Raw genomic sequence first — 17,399 nt, 5'->3', positions numbered from 1 at the left:
ATCTAATAGAGAATTTATTTTATTATTAGTTGCAAGTTTCATTTTTGGATTTTTTATCATTTATGCAAGCTTTTTTGAGAAACTTCAAGATACTCATCAAAATTTAACGCAAAATTTAGAACATATGAAAACAATGTATTATGATAACAATCAATTTTTGCAAAATATTGATGATATTAAATATGATTTATCATTAAAAGAAAAAATCGATATGTTTAAGCAGGATTATCAAAGCAAAATACAACATATAGAGAAAAATCTTAATAAAATGAAAGCAAAAAAAGTTAAATTTAGCACTTTTCATCAAAAAGATGAATTTTTTACTTTTTATAAAATAAAACTTGAATTTTTAAGTGATTTTAATTCTTTAATGGAATTTATTAGTAATCTTGGAGAAGATATTAGAATTCAAAATATAGAACTCAAAAAAGAGGGAGAAGAATTAAAAATTTCTTTAAGCTTGATTTTTGCACTAGCATAAATGGCACTTTTTTGGTAAAATTGCTTTGAACATGGCAAATGATCGCTTCTTAGAAGAGGAAAGTCCGAGCTGCAATAAGACAAAGATTCCATCTAACAGATGGCTAGGGCAACCTAAGGGAAAGTGCAACAGAAAGAAAACTACCATAATGATATTTTATGGAAAAGGTGAAACGGCGAGGTAAAAGCTCACCAGTAGCTTTGGTAACAAAGCTAGCTATGTAAACCCAATCTGCAGCAAGAAGGGGTGGTTTTAGTCTTATAATTTAACCCTTCGCTTGATTTTGTTTGCAAAAACAAAACTAGATAAATGATCATTCAAGACAGAACTCGGCTTATAGCCATGTTTATTTCATATATGCAGATGCTTTTTGAAGTTTTTGTAAATTTAATGCAAGCTCATCTTGCTTTTTTTTCATAAGAATAATAGCTTCTTTTGTTAATGCTAATGCTTCATTTAAATAGTTACTAAAGTCAGGTTTTTCTATTAATTTAGCTATTTTTTCTATATCTTCAGTATAAACAGCTAATTTAAAATCATTTATCCAGTTATTCATTTTTGATGCACTTCTCTCCAAGCTTCAAGTAAGCCTTTTGCTACATTGATTACTTCATCAACTCTCATTTCGCTATTTTCTATATTTGCTAAAGAGAGAAGTTGTAGTTGTCTTGTATATAAGCCACTAAGATAGTGTGCAACTTCTCCACCTTTGTTATAATCAAGGCAATTTATTAATTCTATAAAAATTGCACTTGTTCTTTTTACATAATAAACTCTTTCTTCTATGTTTTCATTTTGTATTGCAAGCTTAATTCTACTAGCAAAACGTAAAATACCGCCATAAAGCATCTCAATAAGCTTTTCTTGAGACTCTACTCCTATTTGATTTTGTGAATATGCACTATAAACTGCATTATTAACCATAAAAAACCCTTTCTTATATTAAGAATTTTGATTATTTGCTGCATTAATCATATTGGCAATAACGCTTGCTTGATTATTTAATTTTGCGATAATACCATCATATGCAGCCCATCTTGCCCACATTGTATCGTATCTATTTTCTATAGAAGCTTTAGTTTCTTCTGTAATCTTGCTAAGATTCTTAGCTTCTTTTGTTAAAGATTCTTTATAGCCTCCAAATGCACCATCAGAGCTTACTATTTCTTTTAAAGTATTTTTTAATACCCCAAAAGTTCCAGTTTCTTTTTTATATTTTGAATATATAGTTTTAGGGCTTAAGCCAATTTCTTTTAAAAAATTTTTATCCCCTTTAATTTCAAGATTACTTCCTGAAGTTCCTTTTAATTTAAATTGCACTTTTTCATCTGCACCATTTTTAATGATTTCATAACTAGCTTCTAAGCCTTCTAAGCCAAAACTATTAATATGATCTACTAGATTTTTTGCCATTTCAGCATTATCTTTTCCTTGTAATACAAAATCACTTCCATCTTTTCTCTTTGATAAATCTATAGTTTCATCATTATAGACTATTTTAAAATCTTTATCTTTAAATTCTATCTGATGAATGCCACCGGTACTACTGCTAGTGCCGGCTTTAGTTAAATCAACTTTATCACCGACTAAATCAAGATCCTCAAATCCACTACTTCCTACAAAAAATTTTTCTGCCATTTTTGGATCTTCATTAACCTTAGAATTAAATTTAGAAGAATCAAAGCTCATAACCCCATCTATTAAAGTTAAACCATAATCAGCTAAAGATAAACTTACTTTTGAAGATACTTTTGTGCCTTCAGAATTATCACCATCTCCTATAGTTATGGTTCCATCTACGGTTATAGTTTGAAGTAAAATTTGATTAACTTGAGATTTGATATTATAAATTTCATTTACTCCTACGAAATTCCCTTTAGTTCCAGCATCAGGATCGTATTTTGTAGCTGCTGTGATATTTAGCATTAAATCATTATAAGCTTTAGCTAAATTTTGCAATGATTCTGAAATGGCTTCTGTATCTTGAGTTACATTAAAACTTATCTCGCCTTTTTGTTTTAATTCTAATGTAACGTCAGGACCTATATCTTTTATGGTATTAGTTGGTCTTGACATTTGCACTCCATCGACACTAAAAATAGCATCTGCTCCTTTTTGTATATGATTTGTATTGCTTGCTTCTACATTATAGCCTTGAGTTGTGCTAGTATCTAATTCAATACCAAATTTATCTTTAAGTAATTTTGTAGCGTTAGTATCTCTTTGATAATTATCATAATCAATGTTGCCACTAGAATCTTTTGCATAACCTCCATCAAATATACCTAACTCTCCTCCAGTAGTTTTAAAAGTAGCTTTGTTATTTGATAAGTCTAAGGTAATTTTTCCGCCTGATTTATTTTCTAATTCTTCTTTTAAACTTTTGTAGGTAGTTTTTTCATCTATATCTATAGTGTATCTATCATAACTACTACCATTTTTAAGCACAAAAGTTAGAGAGGTTGGAGTTGTCGAAGTTCCATCTAAAAGTTTATTATTTTCGTCGATAGTGCCACTGCTATTTAAATTTCCTGAAATTTCTCCAGGCTTATCTTTATTTCCTTGTTCTCTAAAACCAAAAAGACCTCCAGCACTAATGCTATTTTTATCAATTTTCCAGCCTAATTTATCTAAAAGTGTTTCATCTCCTGAAAATGATATATTATTTTGAACACCTGTTTCGCTACTTTGCACTACCAAACGATAAGGAACATTTTTATCTCCTGTATTTACTACCTTAGCTTCTATCTTACCGCCACCAGCAGCATTTATTTTTTCTGCAAGTTGAGTTAAGGTAGTATCTTTATCTATGTCTATTTTGTAAGATTGTCCATTTTGAGTGATAGTAAGTGATTTAGTTTGATCTCCTAGACCTAAAGCTGACAAGACTGATTGAGTTTTATCTTTAAAGCCATTACTTTGATATACATCTTTTTGAGCTAATTGATCTACTTTCACAGTCATATTTTTTAAATCCGACAAAGAGCCCGCTGTTAATCCAGCAGCAGCACTATCTCCACTAACACTAGGTGAAACTTTCTTTTTATTAAACTGACTTGCATCTCCAAGACTATTTACAGCAGTTTGAAAAGATAAAAGTTTAGCTTCTAATTCTGCTAAATCTTTTTGTCTTGAAGAATTTGTTTCAAGTTGTGAATTATAATGTTTTAATTGAGAATTTAGCTCCGCTTCTTTAAGCTTATTAAGCGTTTCGCTTGTTAATACACCTGATCCTATCCCTAAACTTCCTAAGCTACCAATTGCCATCTTAGCTCTCCTTGTCGAAAATTGTTCCTATAACGCCTTTGAAATGCTCTATTAATTTCATTACTTCGTCTGTTGGAATTTTGCGTATTAGCTTACCAGTATCTTTTTCTATCACATTGACATACATTTCATTAATTTTGTCATTATAAGCAAAACGCACGTTGGTTTCTAAAGTTTCCATTTGTTTATTAAGTTTATCTGTAGCATCTTTTAATTTTTCATTTAAATTTTCATCTTGATTGTTTAAATTCTGATGCTGTGTTGTCTTAACATCATTTGTCGATGATTTTTCTATATTTTTTGCACTATAATGTGCAGTGTTATCTCTTTGAATAGCGTTAGTATTTACATTGGCATTCATTTTAAACTCCTTTTTAAAAAGACCTTAGATTCTTTATCGACAAAAAACAAATAAAACTTAATAATTTAATATAAAAATTTACGATAAAACTATAAGCAAAAAGTGTTCTCAAAATAAAAAATTTAAAAAATTTCAAATTTTTTAAAGAAAAATTCATCTTTTTCGAGAAGTTTTTTAAAAATCAACTTGTCAATAACATCTTTAGAGCAATTAGTCATCAAAGGCCATTTTTTATAGTAATCTTCTAAAGGTCCTTTACTAGTAGCATCAATACAAACGCAATCTTTTTTTATAAAAATATCTCTTTTTGCATCAATATTATTTACCACACGCCATACTAACATATAAGGATTATTTAAATTTACATCTTTATCAACAAAAATCAAAATCCTAAAATGCTTTTTGTGATTTTGTAATTTTTCAAAAATTTGAGAAATTTTTTCTTTTTTATCGATTGATATTATGCAAATTGGAGCATAGGTATCTAAATAATATTGTTTTAAATTTGTGATATTTTGATTTAAAGTTTGAAATATATTTAATAAATTCTCATCTGATATTTTATCAAGTTGAGTTTCTTTTAACTCTCCGCAAGCATCAAGTCCAGCTTTTCCTCCGTAGCAGTAGGTATTAGAAGCATGATCTAATTGATCACAAATTCCCTCGCTAATGAGTATTTTTGATTCATCAAAACGATTAAGTATATGAGGTATTAATTTGTCATAATCTTTTAAATTAGGAGCATTTTCATCTACAAAAATCGCGTGTTTTACAAAACTCATTTGCCCTATTCCCCAAAAAATATGCATTGTTTGCTGGGCGTGTGCTGGATATCTTGTTTTAATTTGTGCTAAGATGAGATTATGAAAAACACCATTTTCTGGCATATTATAATCAAGCAAATCAGGTGCATTAGTTTGCAAAAGTGGTAAAAAGATTCTTTCAGTTCCAAGACCCATATATTTATCTTCTAAAGGTGGTTTTCCTACAACGGTGGCTTGATATATAGCATTTTTTTTAGCAAAAATTTTTTCTACTTTTAAAACAGGACAAAGTTCAACAGGTGTATAAAATCCTGTATGATCTCCAAAAGGACCTTCTGGTGCAAAATCATTTGGATTTACAAAACCTTCTATTACAAAATCACTATCATAAGGGACATAAAGATCATTGCTTTTGCATTTTGACAAAATAGCAGGCTTTTTCCGTATAAAACCATAAAGTAAAAGCTCAAAAATTCCTTTAGGTAAAGGTGCTTGAGCACACCATATATATAAAGGATCGCCGCCTATGGCAATGCTTACTGGCATTTTTTTGTTAGCTTGTTTATAATCATTAAAAAAATGATTTGCATCTTTATGAATTTGCCAGTGCATTAGTAGAGTTTTTTCATTTACAAGTTGCAAACGATACATACCGAGATTATTTTGCTTGCCATCTAAACTTTGTGTATAAACTTGTCCCATAGTGATAAAAGGTGCAACATCTTTTTCCCAAGTTTTTAAAATAGGAAGTTCATTTAGAGAATTTAAAGTTTGATGAGTAAATAATCCATCTTTTTTAATCCTCTTAGGTGGAATATTTTTTAGGCTAAGTAAGGTTTTAAAAAAATCAATTTTAGCACTAAAATTTTGTGGTATATGCATTTTAAGCAAAGATGAAATTTCTTTAGAAATATCATTATAAGATCTACCAAATGATAAATTTAAAGCTTTTTCATTGCAAAATGTATTTAAAAGCACGGGATAATTGTATTTTTGATTATTTTTTACAGCATTAGTAAAAAGTAAAGCTTTAGAATCTTCTTTTTTCACTTCTAAATAAGCTAAATGAGCCATTTCAAGCTCTATATCTACTGGTTCATCAATGATTTTTAATAAATTATTTTCTTTCAAAATTTTTATAAAATTTTGCATTTATATCATACTTTCTGCTTCTTTTAAAATTTCCTTAGCACCATTTTTAATCATTTCTTTAGCTAAAATTTTTCCAGCGTTTTTATAATCTTGTTTTAAAATAATTATTTTTTCTTTTAAAATTTTACTTGCATCTGGCAATCCCACAATAGCTCGAATTTCTATCTTTTCTTTAATTATTTTTGCATTAATTCCTATTGGAACTTGACATCCACCTTCTAAGGTTTTAATAAAATCTCTTTCTATATATGTCTCAATAAAAGCATCTTCGTTATTAATACAATGTAATAAATTTAAAATTTTTTCATCATTTATACTTTCAATACCTAATGCACCTTGAGATGCCGCTGGTATCATTTCATCAAGCTCAAAGACTTTTATGAATTTAATTTGCTTATCTAAACCTAGACGTTTAATGCCTGCTAAAGCTAAGATGATTGCATCAAATTCTTTTGCCTTAAGCTTTTCAAGACGAGAGTTAATATTGCCTCTTAAAGAAATAATATTTAAATCAGGCCTTAGTATTAAAAGTTGCATTTTTCTTCTAAGACTTGTTGTGCCAACTTTAGCACCCAATGGTAGTGCTTTTAAATCTTCATAATATTCACTTAAAAATACATCATTTACTTCTTCTCTTTTAGAAACAGCTGCCAAGGTTAAACCTTCTGGAAAAAAACTAGGCACATCTTTTAAGCTATGTACTGCTAAATGCGCTTGAGCTCTTAACATACTTTCTTCAAGTTCCTTAGTAAAAAGCCCTTTTCCTCCTATTTTAGCTAAAGGAGAATCAAGCAAAACATCTCCTTTAGTCTTAAAACCTTCTAATGTAATATCTAAATGCGGATGAGTTTTTAATAAACATTCTCTTATGTGCTCACTTTGCCATAAGGCAAGTTGGCTTTTTCTAGTAGCTATAATTAATTTCATTTTTTGTCATCTCCAATGATTTCTACGTCGATAATTTCACTTTCATACGAGTTTTTTTGAGTGTATTTTTTTTGCTTATAAAAAAATTTTACTATTAAAATAAAAAATAAAAGCAAGATACCTAAAAAAGTGCTTAAAATTCCTGGAATTAATAATAAAATTCCAACTATAGTTAGAGAAAAAAGTTTAATCATACCGAAGAAATTTGTATTTGTATTTTGCATAGTAATGAGATTAGTCCATGTTTTTGCTAAAAATATAGCTCCTAAAAACATACTTGCAAAAACTATCATAAAAAAATTTAAAAATCCAAAAAAGATTATAAATAAAATACTCGCAATTATTTCTAAGATTAAAAATGCACTTAAATTTATTTTTGCCATCATAATATCTTCTCTAAATATGAAATTACTTCATTAGTTTTTAAGACTTCTTTTGTAAGATCTGCTCTATGTATTAATTCTACTTCGTCTTTTTCTAAACCTTTACCAATTACTAAGGCATAAGGAAAGCCCATAAGCTCAAAGTCGTTTATTTTTACTCCAAAGCGTTCATTTCTATCATCAAGTAGAATTTCTTTATCTTTGAAATGATTATAAATTTGATTGGCAAAATGATTTGCTTTTTCGTCTTTTATATTAGAAATTATAATATCAAGTAAAAATGGTGCTAAAGTTTTATTCCAAATGCAACCTTTTTCATCGTGGTTTGCTTCAATTGCCACTGCAACTAAACGACTAACACCCATTCCATAGCAACCCATAGTAAAAAATTGTGCTTTTCCATTTTCATCTAAAAAGCTTGCATTCATTGCTTGAGAGTATTTTTTACCTAATTTAAATATATGCCCTACTTCTATACCTTTACTTTGTTTTAATTTATGCTGACATCTTGGACACAAATCATTTTCTTGAACGGCAACTAAGTCTTTAAAGCGTTCTTTATTTAAATTTACTACATTAATGCCTATTAAATGATAATCTTTTTTATTAGCTCCAATAATCATATTTGTTTCATTTTCTAATTCTTTGTCAAGATAAAAATCAATTCCATGCAAATTTATAAAACCAATAAACCCAGGCACTAAATTAGCACTTATGAGTTCTTCTTCGTTGATATCTATTAATTCTAACGCATTTGTAGCATTTAAAGCCTTGATTTCTTGCAATTCATCATCACCTCGTATGAAAAATACTACAATTTTTTCTCCATTTTCATAAATAGCCTTTTTAACCACGGCTTTGATTGTGTAGTAAGGATTTATTTTGAAAAAATCAGCTAGTTCTTTTATTGTTTTTACATTTGGGGTATGAAATTGTGTGGCAAAATTAGCTTGAGGTCTTTCATCTTTGCATACTTTTTTAGTTCTAGTAGCAGCTTCGATATTTGCAGCATAATCACAATGCTCGCACAATAAAATATCATCTTCGCCATTTTTAGCCAACACTATAAATTCTTTTGATCCACTTCCACCAATAGAGCCACTATCAGCCTCAACAACTCTAAAATCAAGACCTAATCTTGTAAGAATTTTGCTATAAGTTTTATACATTAGCTTAAATTCTTGATCTAAATTTTCATCATTAGTATGAAAGCTATAGCTATCTTTCATTAAAAATTCTCTACATCTTAAAAGTCCAAATCTAGGTCTAGCTTCATCTCTAAATTTCAATCCAATTTGATATAAATGCAAAGGAAGTTGTTTATAAGAAGTAATTTTATTTCTAATAAGAGCTACCATAGCTTCTTCGTGAGTTGGTGCTAAAATAAAATCATTATCCTTTCTATCTTTAAATTTTAAAAGTTCATTGCCAAAGATATTAAATCTTCCGCTTTCTTTCCATAAATTAGCAGGGGTATTAAAACTTAAATTTACTTCTAAAGCTCCTATATAATCCATTTCTTCTTTTATGATATTTTCGATTTTATCAAGTACTTTTTTTCCTAAAGGTAAAAAATTATAAAGCCCGCTACCAATTTGTTCTATAAATGACCCTCTTACTAAGAAAATATGGCTAGCTAAGGTTGCATCTTTTGGATTTTCTTTAGAGCTAATAGCGTAAAACTTACTAAATTTCATCGTGATTCTCCCAGTTAAATTCGCATTTATAGTGATTTAAACCCTCTAAATTCTCATTTTTTAGATTAAATACATAACGCATAGCATTAATTACTGCGTCATTTTGCATAGTTCCACTTAATTTTTTTAAATTAACACTTGGATGATGTAAAAAGGCATTTAAAGTTTGATTGATTAGTTTTTGTGCTTCTTCGTGATTTGAATTTTTTAAATAACCCTTATTAATAGCTTTTTGCAATTCCTTGTCTGCGATTTCTTTAGCTTGCAAACGTAGTTGTTTTACTAAAGGTAAAGTTGCGAGTTTGTTTAAATATTTAAAAAAATCATTAGTCATATTTCCAACTATAGAATAAGCAATTTGTGCTTGATGTTCTCTAAGTGTTAAATTCTTTCGCACTACTTCTTCTAAATCATCTACTGCATAAACTATGATTTTATCATTTGTTTTAAGATCAATATCTCTTGGAACTGCTATATCAAAAAAATATCTTGTATAATTTTTTAATTCTAATAACTCATCAATAATTACTGCGTGTGGAGCATTAGTAGCTGAAAAAAATATTTCGTAAGTATTTAAAACTTCTTTTAAATTTGCAATACTTTCAACACTCACATCGTTACCTAATTGTTTTGATAATTTCTTAGCTTTTTCTAAATCTCTATTTAAAATTAAGACTTTAGCCTTTGCGTTTAATAAATGCTTACAGGCTAGCTCACTCATTTCTCCAGCACCTATTACAACAGCAGTTTTGTTTTCTAAATTTATTAATTCTTTTGCTTTAGATACTGCTACAGAAGCAACTGAAATAGGATTTTTAGAAATTTCTGTTTGATTTCTTACATTTGCTGCACATTTAAAAGCATAATGTATTGCTCTGGTTATATTTACACCACTTCTTTGTTCTTGTAAAGAAAATTTATAAGCATTTTTTAATTGTCCTGCGATTTGAGTTTCACCTACAACTAAACTATCTAAAGAGCTAGCTACGGAAAAAAGATGGTGTATAGCTCCACTATTTTCATAAAAATCAGCTTTTAAATTTAATTCTTCTTTATTTACATCACATAATAAACAAAGTGAGTTTAAAATAAATTCTTGGATTCCTTCATTGTCTGCTAAAAAAATAAAAATTTCTACCCTATTACAGGTGCTAAGCAATAAACTTTCTAAAATTTTATTGTTTGAATGTATTAATCGCAAAAATTCTCTTTTTTTATCATCATTTGCAAAAGAAAGTTTTTCTCTAGTTGCAATATCAGTATTTTTATGTGTAAAACTTATGCAATAATAATGCATTAAAAATCCCTTTTGATCATATTATTGATAATTTCTTCTAAATCTTTAATTTTATATTTTTCTATAGATTTTAAGGCATTATTAGCATATTTTTTTAATTTTAAATTGATTAGATCTAAAATAGCATATTCTTGCATTTTATCTTTTATCCATAAAATTTCATTTTGATTTAAATTTCTTTTAAAGAAAGATTGCAAAATATCTTTCTCATTTTGATCAAGTTTTTCATAAAGATATATATAAGCAAGCGTAGTTTTACCTTCTTTAAAATCACTCATAGCAGGTTTTCCCAACACTTTTTCATCACCTTGTATATCAAGCATATCATCAACTATTTGAAAAGCTAAACCCAAATTTTTTCCATATTGTGCAAAATCGTTTTCATTTAAATTTGCTAAAATAGCTCCACATCTTGCACTTGCTTCGATTAAAATCGCTGTTTTATTATAAATCATTTGTAGATATTTAGTTTTATCAGTATTAAAATTTTCAGATAAATTTACATCCATTAATTCGCCAATAGAAAGCTTAACAACAGCATCTGATATTATTTTTGCTAATTGAGTATCAAGCAAGGAAAGTTCATAAAAAGCTTTAGAATATAAAATATCTCCTAGCATAATGGCATTTTTTGCTCCAAAACGAGCATTAACAGACTTTACGCCTCTTCTTAGATTAGATTCATCAATTACATCATCGTGTAATAAACTAGCACTATGAATTAATTCAATAATTGCACAAAGTTTGTAACTTATTTGACTTTTTCCAGCTATTTTTAAAAGTAATTTAGAACGAAGTTTTTTACCACTTTTTAACTCTTGAGACATTGTTATAATAGGCTCATAAGATAATTCAGATAAAAATTTGTGCATATAAAAATCGATTTCTTGCACTATGCTTTCCTTAATTTATTTGCAGTATTTTATTAAATTTTGCTTTATTTTTAGTTAAGAGGAAGTTTTCTAGGATCTAAAAATTTAACTTCAAGTCTCTTATCTTTATCCTCTATATATACACTAAAAGTAGCCTCACCTTTGCTGTAATTTGTAAATTCTAAAATCAATCTTGCTCTATCAATGTGTGGATTGGTATAATCAGGAACTAAGGTTTGAACCACCCAATTTAAATTTCTTCGTAAAGACATAACAAATTGTCTTGGATATTTTTTATATTTTGAATGAACTATGATATTAGTTTGATCAAAAAGAGTCCATGAAAAATCAAAAAAATATGTTTCATCAGGGTATTGAAGCTCTTTAATTTGCACTCTAGCTTTCTCATCTTTTTTTAAGATAAATTTATGAGTATAATCAAAAAAAACTTCAGCTTTTAAAAAACAAAAAGATAAAAATAAAACAATAAAAATTCGCAAATTTATCCTTCGTGTCCTAAAATTTGAGCACTAATTCCTATGTAAAAATCATTTTTTCTTTCATCTATAAATAAAGAATTTTCCATTTGAAAATTTGCTATATCATTTTCATTTAAATTATGCTTTTCTAAAAGTTCTAACATAGCAATATGATCGGCTAATAATTGCTCCATAACTTTTTCTAAGGCACCTGAATTTGCATATTTGATAGTTTCTATAAATTTTTCTTTGGGAGTTTTAGAAAGCATTTCATCAAAAATATCCATTTTTTATTTTCCTATAAAATTTTTAATTTTCATAATAAGACTATCTTTATCATTAGCTTCATATTCTTCTTTTATATTTTGCTGCCATAATATGTTTATATAGTCGATTTTTGCATTTTCAGCACAAAGTTTATCTTTTAGACTATCGCCTATAAAAATACTTTTTTGATATTTTGCCTCATCGATAATTAATTTTAGCATCATAGGATCTGGTTTTGATCTTATGCCATAACTAACTCCTAAAATTTTATCAAAATAAGATAATATTTTATGTTTTTTTAAAATCGAAACCAAGCTTTCTTGTGGTGCATTTGTAGCAATAGCTAAATAACAATTATTTTCTTTACAAAAATTAAGCACTTCAATAACTCCATCAAAAAGAACCACGCTTTGATCGTAATGTTTTAAAAAATATTTTTCATATCCTTTTTTAAAACTTGTATGAGAATACTGCACAATTTCATATAAAATTTTTGCATAATCTTGATTAGGAGTATTTATAGTTTGAAGTATAAAGTCTCTATCTAAAGGAGCTAAATTTAAATCTGATCTAATATCATTAACCGCACAAACAATAGCATTAGCACTATCAATTAAAGTCCCATCCATATCAAAAATTACATTTATCAAAATTCATCCTTAAAATTATTTTTATATTTTTCTTTTTTATAGCTTTGTTGTTTTTTTAATTTATGCAAAGTATTGATTTTGTTTAACAATCTTTTTCTATCTAAAGTATCATCTAAGCAATCATTAACAAAATTTTCTAAAGCTTTAGTGTAAGTTGAATCTAAAAAAACTACTTGAATTTTTTTAAAAATTTGAGCATTTTTTTTCATCCTCTCTTGAAAAAGAATTAAGTTAAAATTATCTCTTTTTAAAGCACTTGTGGCTGAATTAGAAAATTTTTCTAAAGCCCTTATGTATTTTACTCTTAAGATTTTTTCTTCATTTTTCATTCTGTTACACTCGTGTTAATCCTACATTGTAAAGCTTCTTGGACTAAATTTCTAGCTATAGAAACCTCTTGATTTACAATATGCAAATTTTTATCAGTATGTGGAAAAATAATCTTAGCACCACTACCACTTGTTTTTAATACAGTTTGAATTGGTTTTTTGAGATTAGAAAGAATTTGATAAAGCATTTCGAGTTTTGCTTCATTATTGATAGTGATAATTGCAACAGAGCATTCCTCTATATTTGCTATTTTTAAAGTTTGAATTTGTGCTACATTCGCAAAATAAACATTTTCATTTCTACTGCGTCCAAGTTCAACTAAATTTAAATCACTTTCTAAAACAACATATGGAATACCAGTTTTTTTAACCTTTTGAACAACTTCTTGACCTAATCTTGCATAGCCAAAAATGATAAAATGATCTTTAATTTTTTGATCACATAAATAAAATTTAGCCATATCTCCTTCTTCGCCTTGAGCAACATCTGCTATTTTTCTAATATTATTTAAAATAAAAGGAGTTGCTATCATAGTAATAATGGAAACTATGATAAAAATTTGTGCAGTTTTTTCATCAATTAAAGCATTAACTTGCATTAGTGAAAATACAGCTAGTGCAAATTCGCCTATTTGAGAAACACTTAGAGCAGTTTTTAAAGCCACTCTTTTTCTAGTATAAAGTTTTAAAAGTCCATAAATAACTACAAATTTAACAAATAACACTAAACTTACAAAAGAACATATCAAAAACCAGTTTTCAAAAACTATATGAAAATCAATTTGCAATCCAACACTTACAAAGAAAAATCCTAAAAGCAAATCCCTAAAAGGAATTAAATCAGCTTCTATTTTATGTTTATATTGAGTTTCTGCTATGAGTGCCCCTGCTACAAAGGCTCCAAGTGAGTAAGAAAAACCAAAAAAATGTGCTAAAAAACTAGCACCTATAACGGTAAAAAGTATAGCCGCAATAAAAATTTCATTAGCGTTAGTTTTGATGATAAATTTCAAAATGTATGAAAAAAGATATTTTCCTATAAAATACAATAGCACAAGCAATATAATTGCACTAATTAAAGTAGTAAATAATAATTTATAAATATCAGTATTTTCAGAACTAAAAATATCTATCATTATAAGCAAAGGGATAACTGCTATATCTTGAAAAAGAAGTATGCCTAAAGCCTTTCTTCCGTATTCTTGATTAATATCGCCATTGTCATTTAATATTTTTAATACAATAGCAGTAGAAGATAAAGCTAGTGCAAATCCTGCTATCATAGCAATATGACTAGTTACTCCTAAAATATAAGTAACTAATAAAGTGCAAACTAAACCACAAGTTAGCATTTGCAAACTTCCATTTAAAAATACTTCTTTTTTCATAGCTAAAAGATGTTTAAATGAAAATTCCAACCCTATAGTAAACATTAAAAATACTATGCCAAATTCAGCTACATGGACGATGATTTCATTAGTGCTAAAGCCATAAAATTCACGCACAAACAAACCAGTGGCTATGTATCCTATGATAGTAGGGACACCAAATTTTTTAAGTATGACATTTAATATAACTGCAACTGCAACTGCAACTAAAAATAAGGTTAAAAATTCTTCCACTTATTGCCTTTTTTTAATTGCATTATTTTATTTTTTCTAAAAAAAATAAATCAAAATTACTTCTATGTTTTACCACTGCTCTTGACTTTGAAGGATCATCTTTTTTATTAAGTTCTAATCTTAATTCTTCTATGGTGGTTTCAAATTCATCTATTTTTGTTTTTAATTTTAATATCACATCTACACCGGCTAAATTTACGCCAAGATCTCTTGTAAGACGTAAAATCATTTTAATTCTATCTATATCCTTTTGAGAATAAAGTCTCATCTTTCCATCTGTTCGACTTGGCTCTACTAAACCTTCTTTTTCGTATTGCCTTAGAGTTTGAGGATGGATACTTAAAACTTTAGCTACAACGCTAATTAAATAAACAGGTTCATCATAACTATGTTGCATATTTACTCCTTATGGTAACTTTTCTTCTAAAATTTTTAAAAATTCAGGATCTAAGGTATTTGTATCTGGTAATTTAACATTTAAAATTAAATACATATCCCCATAAATATCTGTTTTTCTATTTTGCACTCCATAGCCTTTAAGTCTAATTTTTTGATTATTTTTAGAATTTGGTGGTATGGTAATTTTTACCTCTTTTCTTGGAGTGTTAATACTAATTTTATCCCCAAAAAAAGCAGTTTTTAAACTAATTTCTACATTTTTGTATAAATCATCATCTTCTCTAGTGTATTCTTTACTTTTTTCAAGTTCAATTTTTAAAATTAAATCCCCTCTTTGACCATTTAAATTTTTACCCTTATTTCTTACGCGAAGTTTTTCACCATTTTTAATACCATGAGGAATTTTTATTTTTATTTGCTCACCTTGTATCATTATAGAATGTTCTCCGCCTAAAATTCCTTTTTCAAATGGAATTTTTATACTAGCTTGCAAATCTAAATCTTCTCCAAAGCCATTAAAACCACCTCGAAAATTATTGCTAGAATTAAAACCGCCAAAACCTCCACCAAAAATATTTTTTAATATATCATTAATATCAGCTCCGCCTGCACTTCTTGAAAAATCTTGAAAACTTTGCCCTCCAAACATAGAATCACCATATCGATCGTATTGATTTCTTTTTTGCTCATCACTTAGTATTTCATAAGCAGCATTAATTTCTTTAAATTTATCTTCTGCTCCAGCTTCTTTATTGATATCTGGATGATATTGTCTTGCTAGGCGTCTATATGCTTTTTTAATATCATCAGCACTTGCATTTTTAGAAACACCTAAGGTATCATATAAACTATTACTCATTTTATATTCCTTAACTTAATTTACTTAAACGATAAAATTATATCAAAAACTTTAGTCTAAGTCAATCAACTTTTATAAGTTATAAAACTAAAGGTTTCATTTACAATTATGTAAAAATAAAATTTTATACTTACCCAAAAAAAATGATTTGAAAAGGAAAAAATATGAAAAAAACCATTATTCTCTCTTTAATAGCTTCAACTAGTTTATTAAGTGCGAGTATTAATTTTAAACAAGCAGAAGAAAATTTACAAAGAACTTCGCCTATAAATAATACAAATACTATACTTTCTTATTATGATTCTATTCAAAAGGTTAAAAATTCGGTTGTAAATATATCTACAAGTCAAACGATACAAAATAACTCTTTTGGTATAGATGATTTTTTTAATGATCCATATTTTAAGCAATTTTTTGGTTTTGATTTGCCAAAAATGCCTAAAAACAAAAAAAATAAAGAAATGGTAAATTCGCTTGGTTCTGGAGTGATTATTTCTAGTGATGGTTATATTATTACAAATAATCACGTAATAGAAGGAGCTGAAAAAATTACAGTTAATTTACCAGATTCTAGTGTGGAATATAAAGCTAAATTAATTGGTGCAGATCCTAAGACAGATTTAGCTGTCATTAAAATAGAAGCAAAAGATTTATCAGCTGTTATTTTTGCAAATTCTGATCAATTACTTGAAGGAGACGTTGTATTTGCCTTAGGAAATCCTTTTGGAGTTGGAAGCAGTGTTACAAGTGGAATTATTTCAGCTTTAAATAAAAATAATATAGGTTTAAATCAATATGAGAATTTTATACAAACTGATGCTTCTATTAATCCTGGAAATTCAGGTGGTGCATTGGTAGATAGTCGTGGCGCTTTAGTAGGAATAAATTCAGCTATCCTTTCAAGAAGTGGTGGAAATAATGGCATAGGCTTTGCAATACCTTCAAATATGGTAAGAACCATAGCACAAAAACTTATTGAAAATGGTAAGATTGAAAGAGGATACTTAGGCGTTGCTATAGGGGCTTTAACACAGGATATAAAAAAAGCTTACACTAATAAAGATGGTGCATTAGTTACTGATGTGCAAAAAGATTCAGCAGCTTATAATGCTGGATTAAAAAGAGGAGATTTGATTGTTAAAGTTGATAAAACTATCATAAAAAGCCCTATGGATTTAAAAAATTATATAGGAAGTATTGATCCAAAACAAGAAATTCAATTAAGCTATGAAAGAGATAATAAAGTCAAAACAATTAAATTTATGCTTAAAACTGATGAAAAATCATCAAAGTATGAAAAAGGCTATATAGAAGGTTTAAAACTTATAGAGCTTGATTCTAAAAATAGACAAGAATATAAAATTCCTGAGAATATTAGTGGTATTTTAATTACAGAAGTTATTCCAAAATCAAAAGCAGAACAAGCAGGTTTTGAATCAGGAGATATTATTGTCGGTGTTGATCAATATGAAATTTCAAATTTTAAAGAATTATCTAAGGCGTTAAATTTAAACAAAGGCAAAGAATATGTTAAAATTTGGATTAATAGAGGTGGATTTGTTAGAGTTTTGCTTTATTAAATTACATAAAAGG

The 17,399-nt window shown here is 27.8% G+C and carries 19 protein-coding genes and 1 other RNA gene; 3 read left to right on the top strand and 17 right to left on the bottom strand.

Annotation, left to right across the window (positions count from 1 at the left end; all coding sequences use genetic code 11):
* Together QZ429_RS03440 and rnpB are read left to right on the top strand one after the other, a co-directional pair.
* Positions 1-481 (top strand): hypothetical protein (locus QZ429_RS03440; RefSeq protein ID WP_291951116.1); only part of this gene is annotated, 481 nt, incomplete at its 5' end.
* Between the two features lie 26 nt (positions 482-507).
* Positions 508-834: RNase P RNA component class A (gene rnpB, locus QZ429_RS03435), an RNA gene on the top strand.
* On the opposite strand, the gene QZ429_RS03430 is transcribed toward rnpB, so the two are convergent.
* The 17 genes from QZ429_RS03430 to QZ429_RS03350 form a co-directional block, all read right to left on the bottom strand.
* Positions 828-1,037 carry a hypothetical protein gene (locus QZ429_RS03430; protein WP_291951113.1) on the bottom strand — a complete coding sequence of 70 codons (210 nt, stop codon included), beginning with the start codon at positions 1,035-1,037 and terminating at the stop codon, positions 828-830. The two genes, rnpB and QZ429_RS03430, sit on opposite strands and share 7 nt — an antisense overlap.
* Entirely contained in the window at positions 1,034-1,405 is a 372-nt protein-coding gene (fliS, locus tag QZ429_RS03425) for a flagellar export chaperone FliS (RefSeq protein WP_291951110.1), read from the bottom strand. The genes QZ429_RS03430 and fliS overlap by 4 nt, the downstream gene beginning before the upstream one ends.
* 18 nt (positions 1,406-1,423) lie before the next feature.
* On the bottom strand, positions 1,424-3,748 hold the full coding sequence (gene fliD / locus QZ429_RS03420) for a flagellar filament capping protein FliD (RefSeq protein WP_291951107.1): 2,325 nt from the start codon (positions 3,746-3,748) through the stop codon (positions 1,424-1,426).
* 1 nt (position 3,749) lies between these two features.
* Positions 3,750-4,109: a FlaG family protein gene (locus QZ429_RS03415; protein WP_291951103.1), complete on the bottom strand. Its 360-nt coding sequence runs from the start codon at positions 4,107-4,109 to the stop codon at positions 3,750-3,752.
* A 122-nt stretch (positions 4,110-4,231) separates the two neighbouring features.
* The gene (locus QZ429_RS03410; protein WP_291951101.1) at positions 4,232-6,025 is read right to left on the bottom strand and encodes a menaquinone biosynthesis decarboxylase; all 1,794 of its coding nucleotides are present in this window, start codon (positions 6,023-6,025) and stop codon (positions 4,232-4,234) included.
* Positions 6,026-6,952 (bottom strand): hydroxymethylbilane synthase, encoded by a 927-nt coding sequence (hemC, locus tag QZ429_RS03405; protein ID WP_291951097.1) that lies wholly within the window; start codon positions 6,950-6,952, stop codon positions 6,026-6,028. It abuts the gene before it with no gap.
* The gene (locus QZ429_RS03400) at positions 6,949-7,335 is read right to left on the bottom strand and encodes an FxsA family protein (protein ID WP_291951094.1); all 387 of its coding nucleotides are present in this window, start codon (positions 7,333-7,335) and stop codon (positions 6,949-6,951) included. Before QZ429_RS03400 ends, hemC begins: the two co-directional genes overlap by 4 nt.
* The gene (locus tag QZ429_RS03395) at positions 7,335-9,032 is read right to left on the bottom strand and encodes a proline--tRNA ligase (protein WP_291951091.1); all 1,698 of its coding nucleotides are present in this window, start codon (positions 9,030-9,032) and stop codon (positions 7,335-7,337) included. The genes QZ429_RS03400 and QZ429_RS03395 overlap by 1 nt, the downstream gene beginning before the upstream one ends.
* The gene (gene hemA, locus QZ429_RS03390; protein ID WP_291951088.1) at positions 9,022-10,329 is read right to left on the bottom strand and encodes a glutamyl-tRNA reductase; all 1,308 of its coding nucleotides are present in this window, start codon (positions 10,327-10,329) and stop codon (positions 9,022-9,024) included. Before hemA ends, QZ429_RS03395 begins: the two co-directional genes overlap by 11 nt.
* Positions 10,329-11,222 (bottom strand): polyprenyl synthetase family protein, encoded by an 894-nt coding sequence (locus QZ429_RS03385; protein WP_291951086.1) that lies wholly within the window; start codon positions 11,220-11,222, stop codon positions 10,329-10,331. The genes hemA and QZ429_RS03385 overlap by 1 nt, the downstream gene beginning before the upstream one ends.
* Positions 11,223-11,272: 50 nt before the next feature.
* Entirely contained in the window at positions 11,273-11,701 is a 429-nt protein-coding gene (locus QZ429_RS03380) for an exporting protein (protein WP_291951083.1), read from the bottom strand.
* A 2-nt stretch (positions 11,702-11,703) separates the two neighbouring features.
* Entirely contained in the window at positions 11,704-11,967 is a 264-nt protein-coding gene (locus QZ429_RS03375) for a DUF2018 family protein (protein WP_291951080.1), read from the bottom strand.
* A gap of 3 nt (positions 11,968-11,970) precedes the next feature.
* Entirely contained in the window at positions 11,971-12,597 is a 627-nt protein-coding gene (locus QZ429_RS03370) for an HAD family hydrolase (RefSeq protein ID WP_291951076.1), read from the bottom strand.
* Positions 12,594-12,926: a hypothetical protein gene (locus tag QZ429_RS03365; RefSeq protein ID WP_291951073.1), complete on the bottom strand. Its 333-nt coding sequence runs from the start codon at positions 12,924-12,926 to the stop codon at positions 12,594-12,596. Before QZ429_RS03365 ends, QZ429_RS03370 begins: the two co-directional genes overlap by 4 nt.
* Positions 12,923-14,548 carry a cation:proton antiporter gene (locus tag QZ429_RS03360; RefSeq protein ID WP_291951070.1) on the bottom strand — a complete coding sequence of 542 codons (1,626 nt, stop codon included), beginning with the start codon at positions 14,546-14,548 and terminating at the stop codon, positions 12,923-12,925. The genes QZ429_RS03365 and QZ429_RS03360 overlap by 4 nt, the downstream gene beginning before the upstream one ends.
* 22 nt (positions 14,549-14,570) lie before the next feature.
* Positions 14,571-14,945 (bottom strand): helix-turn-helix transcriptional regulator, encoded by a 375-nt coding sequence (locus QZ429_RS03355; protein WP_291951067.1) that lies wholly within the window; start codon positions 14,943-14,945, stop codon positions 14,571-14,573.
* A 9-nt stretch (positions 14,946-14,954) separates the two neighbouring features.
* Entirely contained in the window at positions 14,955-15,806 is an 852-nt protein-coding gene (locus QZ429_RS03350) for a J domain-containing protein (RefSeq protein WP_291951064.1), read from the bottom strand.
* Positions 15,807-15,970: 164 nt separating this feature from the next.
* Here QZ429_RS03350 and QZ429_RS03345 point away from each other — a divergent pair, with 164 nt between their 5' ends.
* Complete coding sequence (locus tag QZ429_RS03345; RefSeq protein WP_291951062.1) at positions 15,971-17,386, top strand: DegQ family serine endoprotease; 1,416 nt, start codon at positions 15,971-15,973, stop codon at positions 17,384-17,386.
* The last annotated feature ends 13 nt before the right edge of the window (positions 17,387-17,399 follow it).

Source organism: Campylobacter sp. (assembly GCF_020024835.1).
Classification (GTDB): Bacteria; Campylobacterota; Campylobacteria; order Campylobacterales; family Campylobacteraceae; genus Campylobacter_D.
This window is presented reverse-complemented; position numbering and strand designations above follow the sequence as displayed.

Bases quoted from the DNA above. Each gene is read 5' to 3' on its own strand.
- QZ429_RS03430 (WP_291951113.1), bottom strand. From the start codon at position 1,037: ATGAATAACTGGATAAATGATTTTAAATTAGCTGTTTATACTGAAGAT.
- fliS (WP_291951110.1), bottom strand. From the start codon at position 1,405: ATGGTTAATAATGCAGTTTATAGTGCATATTCACAAAATCAAATAGGA.
- fliD (WP_291951107.1), bottom strand. From the start codon at position 3,748: ATGGCAATTGGTAGCTTAGGAAGTTTAGGGATAGGATCAGGTGTATTA.
- QZ429_RS03415 (WP_291951103.1), bottom strand. From the start codon at position 4,109: ATGAATGCCAATGTAAATACTAACGCTATTCAAAGAGATAACACTGCA.
- QZ429_RS03410 (WP_291951101.1), bottom strand. From the start codon at position 6,025: ATGCAAAATTTTATAAAAATTTTGAAAGAAAATAATTTATTAAAAATC.
- hemC (WP_291951097.1), bottom strand. From the start codon at position 6,952: ATGAAATTAATTATAGCTACTAGAAAAAGCCAACTTGCCTTATGGCAA.
- QZ429_RS03400 (WP_291951094.1), bottom strand. From the start codon at position 7,335: ATGGCAAAAATAAATTTAAGTGCATTTTTAATCTTAGAAATAATTGCG.
- QZ429_RS03395 (WP_291951091.1), bottom strand. From the start codon at position 9,032: ATGAAATTTAGTAAGTTTTACGCTATTAGCTCTAAAGAAAATCCAAAA.
- hemA (WP_291951088.1), bottom strand. From the start codon at position 10,329: ATGCATTATTATTGCATAAGTTTTACACATAAAAATACTGATATTGCA.
- QZ429_RS03375 (WP_291951080.1), bottom strand. From the start codon at position 11,967: ATGGATATTTTTGATGAAATGCTTTCTAAAACTCCCAAAGAAAAATTT.
- QZ429_RS03365 (WP_291951073.1), bottom strand. From the start codon at position 12,926: ATGAAAAATGAAGAAAAAATCTTAAGAGTAAAATACATAAGGGCTTTA.
- QZ429_RS03355 (WP_291951067.1), bottom strand. From the start codon at position 14,945: ATGCAACATAGTTATGATGAACCTGTTTATTTAATTAGCGTTGTAGCT.
- QZ429_RS03350 (WP_291951064.1), bottom strand. From the start codon at position 15,806: ATGAGTAATAGTTTATATGATACCTTAGGTGTTTCTAAAAATGCAAGT.
- QZ429_RS03345 (WP_291951062.1), top strand. From the start codon at position 15,971: ATGAAAAAAACCATTATTCTCTCTTTAATAGCTTCAACTAGTTTATTA.